Genomic DNA, 14,339 nt, shown 5'->3' with positions numbered 1-14,339 from the left:
AAATATTAGCGCAACAGAAAGCCGGTCGCCAGCCAGTCTTTATAGAAAAAACTGATCAGATGACAATGAAGTGAACATTTACGAAAATTTCGGGTGATCGGTGTGAAAGGTGAGGCGCCTGTGAGATCGAGCGCCGCGCGATCTCGCAGGCGCTACAAAACCTGTGGCATGCGCCTGTCAGCCCTCACACCACCTCAAGCCGAATCTTGTACTGGTTGAGCAACTGGGTGAGGGCGGGGGCTGGCGCCTGGTCGGTCACAAGGCAGTCGACCATGCTGATCGAGCCCATGCGCACCATGGCGTTGCGCCCGAATTTGCTGGAGTCGGCGGCAAGGATCACTTGCCTGGCATTGGCGATGATCGCCTGGGATACCCGTACTTCCTGATAGTCGAAATCGAGCAGGCTACCGTCTTCGTCGATGCCACTGATGCCCACCAGGGCGAAGTCGACCTTGAACTGGTTGATGAAGTCGACACTGGCCTGGCCGACCACGCCGCCATCACGACGCACCGTGCCTCCCGCCACCAGCACTTCGAAATCGTCCTTGGCGGCAAGGATTGCGGCCACGTGCAGGTTATTGGTGATGACCTTCAGGTGATTATGGTTGAGCAGCGCCCGGGCAATGGACTCGGTGGTCGTGCCAATGTTGATGAACACCGAAGCATGGTCGGGAATCTGCTGGGCTACGGCTTCGGCGATGCGTTGCTTTTCGTCGCGCATCTGGTCGGCACGCATGGCGTAGGCGGTGTTCTCGATGCTCGAGTCGTAGGCGGCGCCACCGTGGTAACGGCGCAACAGGTTGAGCTCGGCCAGTTGGTTGATATCACGGCGGATAGTCTGTGGCGTGACGACGAACAGCTGCGCCATTTCTTCGATACTGACGTAACCGCGTTCACGCACCAGTTCGAGGATTTGTTGTTGGCGAGGGGGCAGATTCATGGGCGGTCCTTTGGGGCTGCCGGACAAATGCTGCAATGATGCCGTAGGACGCGGACTACGACCAGTAGACTAACGGGCCTGCTGTTTCACGCGGTCCCTGCCGCGGCGCCCGTCATCCACAAAACCCGGAAGCTTGCACTGGTCCCTGTGGGAGCGGCTTTAGCCGCGAACACCGGCGCAGCCGGTGTCATCTTCACGGGTAACGCCGCTCCCACAGGATTTGGGCATGCTTTCGCGCCGTGGATCAGGCCTCGTGATCTTCCCAGTCACGGGTACGCTCGACCGCTTTTTTCCAGCCGGCATACAACTTCTCTTTCTGCGCTTCGTCCAGCTGTGGGCTGAATTCGCGTTCGATGATCGCCTTGTCGCGCAGCTCGTCCAGACCGCTCCAGAAGCCACAGGCAAGGCCCGCCAGATAGGCCGCGCCCAATGCCGTGGTCTCGCGCATCTTCGGCCGCTCCACGCAGGTGCCGAGGATGTCGGCCTGGAACTGCATGAGGAAGTTGTTGGCCACCGCACCGCCGTCCACACGCAGCTCGGACAGGCGCTGGCCGCAGTCCTGCTGCATGGCGTCGAGCACATCCCGGGTCTGGTAGGCGATCGACTCCAGTGCCGCGCGGATAATGTGGTCCACCTTAACGCCACGGGTCAGGCCGAACAGCGCGCCGCGGGCATACGGGTCCCAGTACGGAGCGCCCAGGCCGGTGAAGGCGGGCACCAGGTATACGCCGTTGCTGTCCTTGACCTTGCTGGCGAAGTATTCGGTATCCAGAGCGTCGTTGACGATCTTCAGCTCGTCACGCAGCCATTGCACGGTAGAGCCACCGTTGAACACAGCGCCCTCCAGGGCATAGGCCACTTCGCCCCGCGGACCACAAGCGATGGTGGTGAGCAGGCCATGGGATGACTTCACCGCCTGGTCGCCGGTGTTCATCAGCAGGAAGCAGCCGGTGCCGTAGGTGTTCTTGGCCTGGCCTGGCTCCACGCACATCTGGCCAAACAGCGCCGACTGCTGGTCGCCGGCGATACCGGCAATGGCGATGCCGCTCTTGGTGTGGCCGTAGACCTCCGAGGAAGGGCGTACCTCGGGCAGCATCTGCCGTGGGATGCCGAGGATTTCCAGGAGCTTGTCGTCCCACTGCAGGCTGTGGATGTTGAACATCAGCGTGCGCGAGGCGTTGGTGTAATCGGTGACATGCACCTTGCCTCCGGAGAACTTCCAGATCAGCCAGGTATCGATGGTGCCGAACAGCAGCTCGCCGCGCTCGGCGCGTTCGCGGGCGCCCTCGACGTTGTCGAGGATCCATTTCAGCTTGGTGCCGGAGAAGTACGGGTCGGTGACCAGGCCGGTGGTTTCGCGAATGTAGTCTTCATGGCCGTCGCGCTTGAGCTGGGCGCAGATCTCGGTGCTGCGGCGGCACTGCCAGACGATGGCGTTGTACACCGGGCGACCGGTTTCCTTGTCCCACACCACGGTGGTTTCACGCTGGTTGGTGATACCCAGCGCGGCGACCTGGGCGTGGCTGATACCCGCCTGGGCCAGGGCCTCGACCATGGTCGCGCTCTGTGTGGCGAAGATTTCCATCGGGTCATGCTCGACCCAGCCTGCCTGCGGGTAGTGCTGGGCGAACTCGCGCTGGGAGGTACCCACCACATTGGCGTCGCGGTCGAAAATGATGGCCCGCGAACTGGTGGTGCCCTGGTCCAGGGCGATGATGTAGTTCTTATCCTGGGTGTCTGTCATGGTCGTAGGCCTTGCGAAAATAGGGGTTCAGGGCTGGGCTTGATGCCGGCGTCAATTGACTTGAGTATCGCCCTGGCGATTGTCATTTGTCTCAGGGTTCACGGCGGCTGCCATTGGCAGGTTGCGGGCGATCAGGCCGCGATAGGTCGCGGCCCCCAGGCAGGCGCCAAGGATCGGTGCGAACACCGGAACCAGGAAATAAGGCATGTCCCGACCGCCAGTGAAGGCGATTTCGCCCCAACCGGCCAGGAAGGTCATGAGTTTTGGCCCGAAATCGCGGGCCGGGTTCATGGCAAAGCCGGTCAACGGGCCCATTGCGCTGCCGATCACGGCGATCAACAGGCCGATCAGCAGCGGGGCCATGGCGCCGCGCGGCAGGCCGTTGTTGTCGTCGGTCAGGGCCATGATCACGGCCATCAGGATGGCGGTGATGACCACTTCGACCAGGAACGCCTGCCCGGTGGACAGCGACGGGTGCGGATAGGTGGAGAACACCGAGGCCAGCTCCAGGCTGGCTTCGCTACCGCGCAACATGGCGTGGGCCTGTTCGAAATCGAAGAACAGGTTGCTGTACAGGGTGTAGACCAACGCTGCGCCACAGAACGCGCCGCATACCTGGGCCAGCATGTAGAAGGGCAGCTTGCGCTTGTCGAAACCGGCGAACAGGGTGAGGGCGATGCTCACCGCCGGGTTCAGGTGCGCGCCGGAAATGCCGGCGGTGAGGTAGATCGCCATGCTGACGCCCACGCCCCAGATGATACTGATTTCCCACAGGCCGAAGCTGGCGCCCGCGACCTTGAGCGCGGCGACGCAGCCGGTACCGAAGAAGATGAGCAGTGCAGTACCGAGGAACTCGGCCAGGCATTGGCTGGACAGCGTGGGTTGGCGTAGAGCAGTCGTCATGTATGACCTCGTTTTTTTTGTTGTGAGGCGCGTGGCGCTCGACAGCAAAGCCTGGAGTCTATCCCCATTGACCCCAGGCAGATGTAGGAAATGCACCTTAAAAGTGCACCATTTATTCAGAAACGAAAAAATATAGACAAGAAACGCTGATGTCAAAGGTCGAAAGTGAACGGTCGGTCACGAGCTGGCTGCTGATTTTCGGTGCGGATCCGCGTACTAGAGGGGTGCGCTTGCTGTGCGCTGGCTGCGATGTGGGAATTATCCTAAAGTAGCCACCGAGCCGTCCCCGACCGGAGCCCCTGCATGACCCCCGCCCTAGACCTGTTGAAGAAGCACCGCGCCGAGCATCGTGTGCACAGTTACGAACATGACCCCAAGTCGGCGTCATATGGTCTTGAGGCTGCGGAAAAGCTCGGTCTCGACCCGCAGCAGGTGTTCAAGACCTTGCTGGCGAGCAGCGAGAAGGGGGAGTTGCTGGTGGCGGTGGTGCCTGTGGTGGGCACGCTGGACCTCAAGGCCCTGGCCCATGCTGCCGGGGTGAAAAAGTGCGAGATGGCCGACCCGGCGGCGGCGCAGCGGGCCACGGGGTACCTGGTGGGAGGGATCAGCCCGTTGGGGCAGAAGAAGCGCCTGCGCACCTTTATCGATGACTCGGCACAGAACTTTGCAACCATCCATGTCAGCGCCGGGCGGCGTGGGCTGGAGGTGGAGTTGGCGGCAGCGGTATTGGCCGAGCATACCCAGGGCAAGTTTGCCGGGATCGGGCGGGGCTGAGAATTTTCGGGGCTGCTTTGCAGCCCTTTCGCGACTCAAGGCCGCTCCCACAGGTACAACGCCGCCCGTGAATGGTGCGCTGTACCTGTGGGAGCGGCCTTGTGTCGCGAAAGGGCCGCAAAGCGGCCTCAGGATTTTGAATCAGGTCGCCGAACTGTATCGACGCACGCCGTTTTCCTGCCGCGGCAACTGCGCCGCCACGCTACCCGGCACGGGGAACAGCACCAGGTGATCGGCCTTTACCGCAATCCCCACATCCTCACCGACCTGATGGTCGTCATGGCTAGGGAAGATCGCCTCCAGCTGGCTGCCGGTCGGCAACTGCAGGCGGTACAAGGTCGATGCACCAAGGAAGCTTTTGCCGACGATGTTCGCTTGCAGCGCGCTGCCCGGTGCGTGGACGATATCGTCAGGGCGCAGCAGCACATCCACCGAGCTGCCCGGCGCCATGATGTAGGCACGGTTGCCGCGCAGTTCACCCAGCTCGGTATTGACTGCCTCGTGGCTGCTCATCTGCCCACGGATGAAATACCCCTGGCCGATGAAGCTGGCCACGAACGGCGTCTGCGGCTCGTGGTAAAGGTTGTAGGGCGTGTCCCACTGCTCCAGGCGGCCTTCCTTGAACACGCCGACCTGGTCGCTGACGGCAAAGGCTTCTTCCTGGTCATGGGTCACCAGGATGGCGCTGGTGCCACGGCTCTTGAGGATGTCGCGCACCTCATGGCTCAGGCGCCGGCGCAGCTCCACGTCGAGGTTGGAGAATGGCTCGTCGAGCAGCAGCAGTTGCGGCTCCGGTGCCAGCGCACGGGCCAGGGCGACCCGTTGCTGTTGGCCGCCGGACAGTTCGTGCGGGTAGCGCCCGCCCAGGCCGCCCAGCTTGACCAGCTCGAGCATCTCTTCGATGACCTCGGCCTGGCGCGGGTGCTTGGCGATGCCGAAGGCAACGTTCTGCGCCACGGTCAGGTGCGGGAACAGCGCATAGTCCTGGAACACCATGCCGATGCGGCGTTTTTCCGGGGCCAGGGTGAAACCGGCGCGGGAAATGACCTCGCCCGCCAGCTGGATCTCGCCGTCGTGCACCGGCTCGAAACCGGCGATGGCGCGCAGGGTGGTGGTCTTGCCGCAACCGGATGAACCCAGCAGGCAACCGATGTCGCCTGCGTTCAGGTGCAGATTGAGGTTCTGGACGATGCGCTGGTCGCCATAGCCGCAGGCGAGGTTGCGCAGGTTGAGCAGTAGGGGTTGACTCATGCGTGGTGGTAAGCCGGTTCTACAAGGAATTCGAGAAGGGCCTTCTGTGCATGCAGGCGGTTTTCAGCCTGGTCCCAGGCGACCGAACGAGGGTCGTCGAGCAGGTCATGGCTGATTTCCTCACCACGGTGGGCTGGCAGGCAGTGCATGAACAGGGCGTCGGGTGCCGCCAGGTCGAGCAGTGCGCGGGTGACCTGGTAAGGCGCGAAATGCGCCAGGCGCCGTGCAGTTTCCTCCTCCTGGCCCATGGAAGTCCAGACATCCGTGGTCACCAGGTGGGCGCCGCGCACGGCTTCCTTCGGGTCGCGCACGATCTGCACGTGGTCGCCGCCAATGGCCATGAAGCGTGGGTCCGGCTCGTAGCCTTCGGGGCAGGCGATGCGCAGCTGGAAGTCGAACTGCCTGGCCGCCTCGATGTACGAGTTGCACATGTTGAAGCCGTCGCCGATCCAGGCCACGGTCTTGCCCTGGATCGAGCCGCGGTGTTCGAGGAAGGTCTGCATGTCGGCCAGCAGCTGGCACGGGTGCGACTCGTCGGACAGGGCGTTGATCACCGGCACACGCGAGTTGGCGGCGAATTCGGTCAGGGTGCTGTGGGCGTGGGTACGGATCATCACCACGTCGAGCATGCTCGACAGCACGATGGCGCTGTCGCCGATCGGCTCGCCACGGCCCAGCTGGGTGTCGCGCGGGGACAGGAAGATGGCCTGGCCGCCGAGCTGGATCATGCCGGCCTCGAACGACACGCGGGTACGGGTCGAGGACTTCTCGAAGATCATGCCCAGCACGCGGTTCTTCAGGGGCTCGAACAACACGCTTCGCTTGCGCAGGTCCTTCAGCTCGATGCCGCGGCGGATCACACCGAGCAATTCGTCGGTGGTGAAGTCCAGCAGGGAGAGAAAGTGCCTAGCGCTCATGATTGACTACCTTATCTGCAACGGTATGCAGGTCGACCGTATGGTTTTTTTTGACAACGGGAGTGACCTGCGGCGTAAGCCGCACGGGGGCGGACGAAATAGGGAAAGGCGCAATACTATAAGTAAATGTCGCCTGAAGCCAAGAGGGGAAACAGCTGCCCAATACCAAAGGGTGTTGCAAAGGGTGTCTTTATCCGACGGGCTGTGCTGTTTTTTATTTGCTACAGAGGGTTGTACACGGCTTGCTGGCAATTTGGCAAATGGCTGTCGCAAATCGTGTGCCTGATGTCGGTGGATTCACGCCGCGAAGCGCGCTGGCCGGTGGTGGGGGCTGGGTGCATAGTCGATGTTCGACAACTCTTCACAACTACCTCCACGACAACAAGGCAGAGGCGGCCATGACCAAGACCCTGCATCACCGTGCCTGTCACCTGTGCGAAGCGATCTGTGGGCTGAATATCGAAGTCAGCCATGACGACGATGGGCGGGCGCTGATCAGTTCGATCAAGGGCGACCCCCAGGACCCGTTCAGCCGTGGTCATGTCTGCCCAAAGGCCGTGGCCCTGCAGGACATCCAGAACGACCCCGACCGCCTGCGCCAGCCGCACAAGCGGGTGGGCGAGCACTGGCAGGCCATCGGCTGGGATGAGGCTTTTGCCCTGGCCGCCGACAGGCTGTGGGCGATCCAGCAGGCCCATGGGCGCAATGCCGTGGCGGTGTACCAAGGCAACCCGAGCGTGCACAACTACGGTTTGATGACCCACAGCAACTACTTCCTGGGCCTGCTGAAAACCCGCAACCGCTTTTCTGCCACCTCGGTGGACCAGTTGCCGCAGCACCTGGTCAGCCACTTGATGTACGGCCATGGCCTGCTGCTGCCGATCCCGGACATCGACCAGACCGGTTTCATGCTGATCCTTGGCGGCAACCCGCTGGCCTCCAATGGCAGCATCATGACCGTGCCGGACGTGGAAAAGCGCCTGAAGGCCCTGCGCGCCCGGGGCGGGCGCCTGGTGGTGGTGGACCCGCGGCGCAGCGAAACGGCGGCCATGGCCGACAGTCACCTGTTCATCCGCCCGGGAGGGGATGCGGCCTTGTTGTGTGGCTTGCTCAACACCCTGTTCGCTGAAGGCCTGGCGCGTGGCTCGCACTTGCCGGTCACCGGCCTGCAGCAGGTGCGCGAAGCAATCGCGCCGTTCAGCGCAGAGGCCATGAGCGCGCACTGTGGCATTGCCGCGACAGACATTCGCCAGCTGGCACGGGACTTCGCCGCGGCCGACAAGGCTGTGTGCTATGGCCGCATGGGGGTTTCGACCCAGGCCTTCGGCACCCTTTGCCATTGGCTGGTGCAACTGATCAACCTGGTGACCGGCAACCTTGACCGTGAAGGCGGCGCGTTGTGCACCGAGCCTGCCGTCGACCTGGTGGCGACCACCTCGGGTGGCCATTTCAACGCCTGGCAGAGCCGGGTGTCGGGGTTGCCCGAGTACGGCGGTGAACTGCCCGTGGCGGCGTTGGCCGAAGAAGTGCTGACACCCGGCGAAGGGCAGGTGCGTGCCCTGGTGACGGTGGCCGGCAACCCGGTGCTGTCCACACCCAATGGCCGCCAGCTGGATACGGCGCTGGAGGGGTTGGAATTCATGCTCAGCATCGACCTGTACATCAACGAGACTACCCGCCATGCCGACCTGATCCTGCCTTCCACCTGGGCGCTGGAAAACGACCATTACGACAGCACGTTCAACCTGCTGGCCGTGCGCAACGTGACGCGCTTCAACCGGGCGATCCTGGCCAAGCCCGAAGGGGCACTGCATGACTGGGAGATTTTCGTTGGGCTGGCACAAGCGTTCGCCAGGCGCGCCGGGCTGGAGTTGAAACCGACCTGGGCCCCAGCGCAGATGATCGACCTGGCCCTGCGCAAGGGGCGCTATGGTGAGGCGACGCCCTGGCAGTTGTCGCTGGCAGTGCTGGACGAGCACCCGCATGGCCTTGACCTGGGGCCACTGCGCGCCAACCTCGCCGCACGGCTGACGACTGCCAGCAAGGCTGTCGAAGCGGCGCCCCAGGTGTTGCTGGACGACCTGCGCCGGCTGGCCCAACAAGCCCCCCCGATGCCGGGCGAACTGCTGCTGATCGGCCGCCGCCATGTCCGCAGCAACAACTCGTGGATGCACAACTGCCATCGTCTGGTGAAAGGCAAACCGCGACATCAGTTGTTGATGCACCCGCAAGACCTGCAGCAGCGGCAGTTGCAGGACGGCCAGCGGGTTCGTATCCGCTCGCGTACCGGGGACCTTGAAGTCGAGGTGCAGGCCTGCGAGGACATGATGCCGGGTGTGGTCAGCCTGCCCCATGGCTTCGGTCATTCTCGCCAGGGCGTGCACATGCAGATCGCCCAGGCGCAACCTGGCGTGAGTGCCAACGACCTCACCGATGAGCGCCTGCGTGACCAGGTTTCCGGCAATGCCGCCCTCAATGGCGTACCCGTGCAGGTAGAGGCCGCGTAAGGAACGGTAAGGCCGAGCATGCTGCTCGGCTTTCCGTTACAATGCGTCACCGTGCCGACGACCGCGTCGGAAAGTTCAGCCGAGGTGCTACATGGATATCATCGAAACGATCAAAGAGCAGATTGCCAACAACACCATTCTGCTTTACATGAAAGGCTCGCCGAATGCCCCGCAGTGTGGCTTCTCTGCGCGTGCATCGCAGGCCGTGATGGGTTGTGGCGAGAAGTTCGCCTACGTCGACATCCTGCAGAACCCGGAAATCCGCGCGAACCTGCCAAAATACGCCAACTGGCCGACCTTCCCGCAGCTGTGGGTAGCCGGTGAACTGGTCGGCGGCAGCGACATCATGCTGGAAATGTTCGAGAAGGGTGAGCTGCAAACCCTGATCAAGGAAGCGGCTGCCAAGGCCAAGGCTTCCGAGGCCTGATTTTCCGGCAAGCATGAAAAAACCCGCTGATCGCGGGTTTTTTCATGGGGCGAATATTTATTCTTCGCCCATCTGCGACTGCAGGTAGTTCTCGATACCGATCTTGTCGATCAGCCCCAGCTGGGTTTCCAGCCAGTCGATGTGTTCTTCCTCGGACTCGAGGATATCTTCGAGCATGTCACGCGAGCCGAAGTCGCCAGCGGTTTCGCAATGAGCGATGGCTGCTTTCAGGTCGGCCAGGCCTTTCTGTTCGATCTTCAGGTCGCATTCGAGCATCTCTTTGGTGTGCTCGCCAATCAGCAGCTTGCCCAGGTCCTGGACGTTGGGGATGCCTTCGAGGAAGAGAATACGCTTGATCAGTTTGTCAGCGTGCTTCATCTCGTCGATGGATTCCTTGTACTCGTGCTTGCCGAGTTTGTTCAGGCCCCAATCTTCGTACATGCGTGCGTGCAGGAAGTACTGGTTGATCGCGACCAGCTCGTTTCCGAGGATCTTGTTGAGATGCTGGATGACGCTTACGTCGCCTTTCATGTCGGGTTCCTGCCCTGTAGAAGTGTGCCAATGCAGGGAAGTTTGAGCCCGATACTTAGGTGTGTCAAACCTAAGTTCTTGAATAATAAGTGAAAATTAATGGAAATAAGAATGTTTGTGAACCGCGTTGGAGCGCTAACTTATTGAATTGCGGGCATAAAAAAACCGGACGCCAGGTCCGGTTCTTTGAATTCTGGGTTTTCAGGCCGCGGTAAATTCCACAGGGTAGGGCAGGGCTGCCTGGCTGACCTGGAGCTCGGTCAGGGTCTCGCGGACCACCTGCTTGGCCACGCAGGCACATTTACCACACTGGCTGGCGACGTTGGTCGCGGCTCGCACTTCCTTGTAGCTGCAGCATCCTTCATAGATCGCATCGCGGATCTGTCCGTCGGTAACGCCGACACAAAGACACACATACATAAAGGCTGACCATCGTTGGTGGGCTCGATGGGGTGGAGCTTAATGTTAATGAGAATTCTTGTCAAAGGAGTTTCTGGAAGGGCCGTGCTTGAGCGACCGGCGGTTGCTTTGTCGTTGGAGTCGGCCTGTCATCAGAAGCCGTGTATGATGGTCGGCCTTTGTTGGATGTCGGGCAAGCCCGTCTGGCCCGGCAAACGGTTTTTCACCCTCATCAGGAGATTACAATGAGCGTACTCGTTGGTAAGAAAGCCCCCGATTTCACCGTTCCGGCCGTGCTGGGCAATGGCGAGATCGTCGACAGCTTCAACCTGGCTTCGGCCATCAAGGGCAAGTACGGCCTGGTGTTCTTCTACCCGCTGGACTTCACCTTCGTCTGCCCGTCCGAGCTGATCGCCCTGGACAACCGCATCCCTGACTTCCAGGCGCGCAACGTGGAAGTGATCGGCGTGTCGATCGACTCGCACTTCACCCACAACGCCTGGCGTAACACCCCGGTCAACAACGGCGGTATCGGCCAGGTCAAGTACACCCTGGCTGCCGACATGACCCACGAAATCTGCAAGGCCTACGACGTCGAGTCCGAAGGCGGCGTGGCCTTCCGTGGCGCCTTCCTGATCGACACCAACGGTGTTGTCCGTTCGCAGATCGTCAACGACCTGCCACTGGGCCGCAACATGGACGAGCTGCTGCGCCTGGTCGACGCCCTGCAGTTCCACGAAGAGCACGGCGAAGTCTGCCCTGCCAACTGGAAAAAAGGCGACAAAGGCATGAACGCTTCGCCAGAAGGTGTTGCTGCCTACCTGAGCGAGAACGCTGGCAAGCTGTAATTGCCGCCTGCATGAAAAAACCGGCCCTGGTGGCCGGTTTTTTTGTGCCGTCCTGTGCCGGCCTCTTCGCGGGTAAACCCGCTCCCACAGGTGCCCCACAGGCCTCAGCCATGGTGCGATCCCTGTGGGAGCGGGCATGCCCGCGAATGCTTTTTCGACTCAGTCGTTGAAGTCGCGCCAGCCGCCCATCTCTTTCCAGCGGTTGACGATGCCGCAGAACAGCTCGGCCGTCTTCTCGGTGTCGTAACGCGCCGAGTGCGCCTCACGCCCGTCGAAGTCGATGTCGGCGCTCTGGCAGGCCCGCGCCAGCACGGTCTGGCCATAGGCCAGGCCCGCCAGGGTAGCGGTGTCGAAGCTGGAGAACGGGTGGAACGGGTTGCGCTTCAGGTCATTGCGCGTCACCGCCGCATTGAGGAAACCCAGGTCGAAGCTGCTGTTGTGGCCGACCAGGATCGCCCGCTTGCAGCCATTGGCCTTGAGCGCCTTGCGTACGCCCCGGAAGATGTCGGTCAGCGCGCTTTCCTCGCTTACCGCCATGCGCAGTGGGTGGTCCAGCTTGATCCCGGTGAACTCCAGCGCTGCCGGCTCGATGTTGGCGCCTTCGAACGGCTCCACCCGGTGGAAGTAGGTGTGCTCGGGGAACAGGAAGCCCTTTTCGTCCATGCCGATGGTGACCGCGGCAATTTCCAGCAGGGCATCGGTGGCGCTGTTGAAACCACCGGTCTCCACATCCACCACCACCGGCAGGTAGCCGCGGAAGCGCTCGGCCATCGGGTGGCGCGAGCCGCTGCTGCCCTGGGTGTCCAGGTCATCTTCGTAGAGGTCTTCGCTCACGCGTTTTCCTCCAGCAGGCGCCAGCGCAGTTTTTCGCCGGCACGCAGCGGGACCACGGTCTGCTCGCCAAACGGCAGGCTGTCCGGGGCGGTCCATTCTTCGCGGACCAGGGTAATGGTGTCGGTGTTCGCCGGCAGGCCATAGAAGGCCGGGCCGTGCAGGCTGGCGAAGCCTTCCAGCTTGTCCAGCGCGTTACGCTGTTCGAATGCTTCGGCGTACATCTCGATGGCCGCGTAGGCGGTGTAGCAACCGGCGCAACCGCAGGCAGCTTCCTTGGCGTGACGGGCGTGGGGAGCCGAGTCGGTACCCAGGAAGAACTTCGGGCTGCCGCTGGTGGCAGCGTCCAGCAGCGCCACCTGGTGGGTATTGCGCTTGAGGATCGGCAGGCAGTAGAAGTGCGGGCGAATGCCGCCAACCAGCATGTGGTTGCGGTTGTACAGCAGGTGCTGGGCAGTGATGGTCGCGCCAACGTTGGCCGGGGCCTCGGTGACGAACTGCGCGGCGTCGCTGGTGGTGATGTGCTCGAACACCACTTTCAGCGTGGGGAAGCGCTCGACCACACGGCGCATGTGCTCGTCGATGAAGCGCTTCTCGCGGTCGAACACATCGATTTCGCTGCGGGTCACTTCGCCATGCACCAGTAGTGGCATGCCAACTTCCGCCAGCGCTTCGATGGCCGGGAAGATGTTGTCGATGCTGGTCACGCCCGAATCGGAGTTGGTGGTGGCGCCGGCCGGGTACAGCTTGGCGGCGTACACGAAGCCGCTGGCCTTGGCCGCGCGGATGTCCTCGGGGCTGGTGCGGTCGGTGAGGTAAAGCACCATCAGCGGTTCGAAGCGGCTGCCGGCCGGACGGGCGGCCAGGATGCGCTCACGGTAGGCGCCAGCCTCGGCGGCATTGCGCACCGGCGGAACCAGGTTGGGCATGATGATGGCACGGGCGAAAGTACGCGCCACGTCGCCAACGGTGTGGGGCAGGACGGCACCATCGCGCAGATGGATGTGCCAGTCGTCGGGACGCAGGAGGGTCAGGCGATCGGACATTGGGGATTCCAGGCGGGTCGAACTCAAGCCCCAATGCTACCGGAAAACCCTGGGTGGAGCACGGCTATCAAGTTTTCCGGCAGGCGCCCGATAGCCTGCAGGTAAGCCGTCAGAATTTGTGGAGCCGCCCGTGCGCCAGCGTTACCTAGCCCTGTTGACCCTGTTCGCCAGCCTGCCGGCCGGCGCACTGACTTTCCAGACGCGCATGGAGAACATTGCCTGGAAGGTCGAGGGGGACCAGTTCGAATGCCGGCTGATCCAGCCGATCGACGGTTTTGGCAGTGGTGAGTTCGTACGCCGCGCGGGCGAACAGCCGGTGTTCCAGCTGCGCTCGGACAGCAACGTACTGGGTGCGGGCACGGCCACTTTGCTGGCAGCCGCTGCGCCGTGGCAACCCGGGCGCAGCGACATCAGCCTGGGCAGCGTGCGCCTGGCTCGCACCGGGGTGTTGTTCAGTTCGTCCCAGGGCCAGGCCAGCCGCCTGATCAACGGCCTGCTCGACGGGCGCAGCACGGTGGTGCGCAATTACGCCGGCGAGGCGGGCAGGCCGATGGAAGTGCGTGTGCTGCCGGTCAGTTTCGCCAAGGCCTACAGCGACTACCAAGCCTGTGCCGGCAAGCTGCTGCCGATGAACTACGACCAGGTGCGCCAGACCCAGGTGGGTTTCCCCGGCGGAGGTATCGAGCTGGATGGCGCGGCCAAGGCGCGGCTGGATGTGATCCTCGACTACATGAAAGCCGACCCGACGGTGAACCATGTCGAGCTCAACGGCCACTCCGACAACAGCGGCAACCGCCTGACCAATCGCGACACGTCTCGCCGCCGGGCACTGGCCGTGGCCGACTACCTCAAGGCTCATGGCGTGCCGGAAGAGCAGATTACCGTGCGCTTCCATGGTGAACGTTACCCGTTGGCGAAGAACAACAGTGCGGCCAATCGGGCGCGTAACCGGCGGGTGAATATCGAACTGGATCGGGTGGCGGTGGTTGAGAAACCGGTGGAGAAGCCGGTTGAGCAGGCAGCGCCTGCTGCTCCGGCGGCAGCGCCAGCCAGTCCGCCTGCTGCCGCGCCGGGGGCGAAGGCGCCCTGAGTCGGGTTGGCCACCGTGGGCATGGCTGGGGATTGCATCGGGGCCACCAGGTGTTCGCCACAGCATTGTCAGCGCCTGTGAGATCGAGCGCCGCCCGCGCGGCGCTTCGCGGGACAAGCCCGCTCCCACAT

The 14,339-nt window shown here is 62.6% G+C and carries 14 protein-coding genes; 5 read left to right on the top strand and 9 right to left on the bottom strand.

The features are described 5' to 3' along the window. Positions 1-184 precede the first annotated feature (184 nt). From glpR to M2S36_RS20635, 3 genes are all read right to left on the bottom strand, one after another. Complete coding sequence (gene glpR / locus M2S36_RS20645; protein WP_207832945.1) at positions 185-940, bottom strand: DNA-binding transcriptional repressor GlpR; 756 nt, start codon at positions 938-940, stop codon at positions 185-187. A 244-nt stretch (positions 941-1,184) separates the two neighbouring features. Then, on the bottom strand, positions 1,185-2,684 hold the full coding sequence (gene glpK / locus M2S36_RS20640) for a glycerol kinase GlpK (RefSeq protein ID WP_207832943.1): 1,500 nt from the start codon (positions 2,682-2,684) through the stop codon (positions 1,185-1,187). A gap of 51 nt (positions 2,685-2,735) precedes the next feature. Then, positions 2,736-3,587, bottom strand: a complete 852-nt coding sequence (locus tag M2S36_RS20635) for an MIP/aquaporin family protein (RefSeq protein WP_063913144.1) — start codon at positions 3,585-3,587, stop codon at positions 2,736-2,738. 303 nt (positions 3,588-3,890) lie between these two features. Between M2S36_RS20635 and ybaK the strand changes: the two genes are divergently transcribed. Continuing rightward, a complete protein-coding gene (gene ybaK / locus M2S36_RS20630; RefSeq protein ID WP_016488787.1) occupies positions 3,891-4,361 on the top strand; it encodes a Cys-tRNA(Pro) deacylase in 471 nt (156 codons plus the stop codon). 141 nt (positions 4,362-4,502) lie between these two features. On the opposite strand, the gene M2S36_RS20625 is transcribed toward ybaK, so the two are convergent. Together M2S36_RS20625 and argF are read right to left on the bottom strand one after the other, a co-directional pair. Continuing rightward, complete coding sequence (locus tag M2S36_RS20625; protein ID WP_207832941.1) at positions 4,503-5,612, bottom strand: ABC transporter ATP-binding protein; 1,110 nt, start codon at positions 5,610-5,612, stop codon at positions 4,503-4,505. Beyond that, positions 5,609-6,529, bottom strand: coding sequence for an ornithine carbamoyltransferase (argF, locus tag M2S36_RS20620; RefSeq protein WP_207832939.1), 921 nt, complete (start codon positions 6,527-6,529; stop codon positions 5,609-5,611). The genes M2S36_RS20625 and argF overlap by 4 nt, the downstream gene beginning before the upstream one ends. A gap of 398 nt (positions 6,530-6,927) precedes the next feature. Here argF and M2S36_RS20615 point away from each other — a divergent pair, with 398 nt between their 5' ends. Continuing rightward, positions 6,928-9,036 carry a molybdopterin-dependent oxidoreductase gene (locus M2S36_RS20615; protein ID WP_207832937.1) on the top strand — a complete coding sequence of 703 codons (2,109 nt, stop codon included), beginning with the start codon at positions 6,928-6,930 and terminating at the stop codon, positions 9,034-9,036. A gap of 91 nt (positions 9,037-9,127) precedes the next feature. Continuing rightward, positions 9,128-9,463 (top strand): Grx4 family monothiol glutaredoxin, encoded by a 336-nt coding sequence (gene grxD, locus M2S36_RS20610; protein WP_003254949.1) that lies wholly within the window; start codon positions 9,128-9,130, stop codon positions 9,461-9,463. A 57-nt stretch (positions 9,464-9,520) separates the two neighbouring features. Here grxD and bfr read toward each other — a convergent pair whose 3' ends face one another. Both bfr and M2S36_RS20600 read right to left on the bottom strand, forming a co-directional pair. Next, a complete protein-coding gene (gene bfr, locus M2S36_RS20605) occupies positions 9,521-9,994 on the bottom strand; it encodes a bacterioferritin (protein ID WP_063913140.1) in 474 nt (157 codons plus the stop codon). A 201-nt stretch (positions 9,995-10,195) separates the two neighbouring features. Beyond that, the gene (locus M2S36_RS20600; protein WP_003254947.1) at positions 10,196-10,414 is read right to left on the bottom strand and encodes a bacterioferritin-associated ferredoxin; all 219 of its coding nucleotides are present in this window, start codon (positions 10,412-10,414) and stop codon (positions 10,196-10,198) included. 224 nt (positions 10,415-10,638) lie between these two features. Here M2S36_RS20600 and M2S36_RS20595 point away from each other — a divergent pair, with 224 nt between their 5' ends. Then, positions 10,639-11,241 carry a peroxiredoxin gene (locus tag M2S36_RS20595; RefSeq protein ID WP_003254945.1) on the top strand — a complete coding sequence of 201 codons (603 nt, stop codon included), beginning with the start codon at positions 10,639-10,641 and terminating at the stop codon, positions 11,239-11,241. A gap of 159 nt (positions 11,242-11,400) precedes the next feature. On the opposite strand, the gene rnt is transcribed toward M2S36_RS20595, so the two are convergent. Continuing rightward, positions 11,401-12,012: a ribonuclease T gene (gene rnt, locus M2S36_RS20590; protein WP_243434194.1), complete on the bottom strand. Its 612-nt coding sequence runs from the start codon at positions 12,010-12,012 to the stop codon at positions 11,401-11,403. A 59-nt stretch (positions 12,013-12,071) separates the two neighbouring features. Further along, positions 12,072-13,118, bottom strand: coding sequence for a dihydroorotase (gene pyrC, locus M2S36_RS20585; RefSeq protein ID WP_207832935.1), 1,047 nt, complete (start codon positions 13,116-13,118; stop codon positions 12,072-12,074). A 130-nt stretch (positions 13,119-13,248) separates the two neighbouring features. Here pyrC and M2S36_RS20580 point away from each other — a divergent pair, with 130 nt between their 5' ends. Further along, entirely contained in the window at positions 13,249-14,208 is a 960-nt protein-coding gene (locus tag M2S36_RS20580; protein WP_333957755.1) for a flagellar protein MotY, read from the top strand. Positions 14,209-14,339 lie beyond the last annotated feature (131 nt).

Source organism: Pseudomonas sp. SF2 (assembly GCF_036858055.1).
Classification (GTDB): Bacteria; Pseudomonadota; Gammaproteobacteria; order Pseudomonadales; family Pseudomonadaceae; genus Aquipseudomonas.
This window is presented reverse-complemented; position numbering and strand designations above follow the sequence as displayed.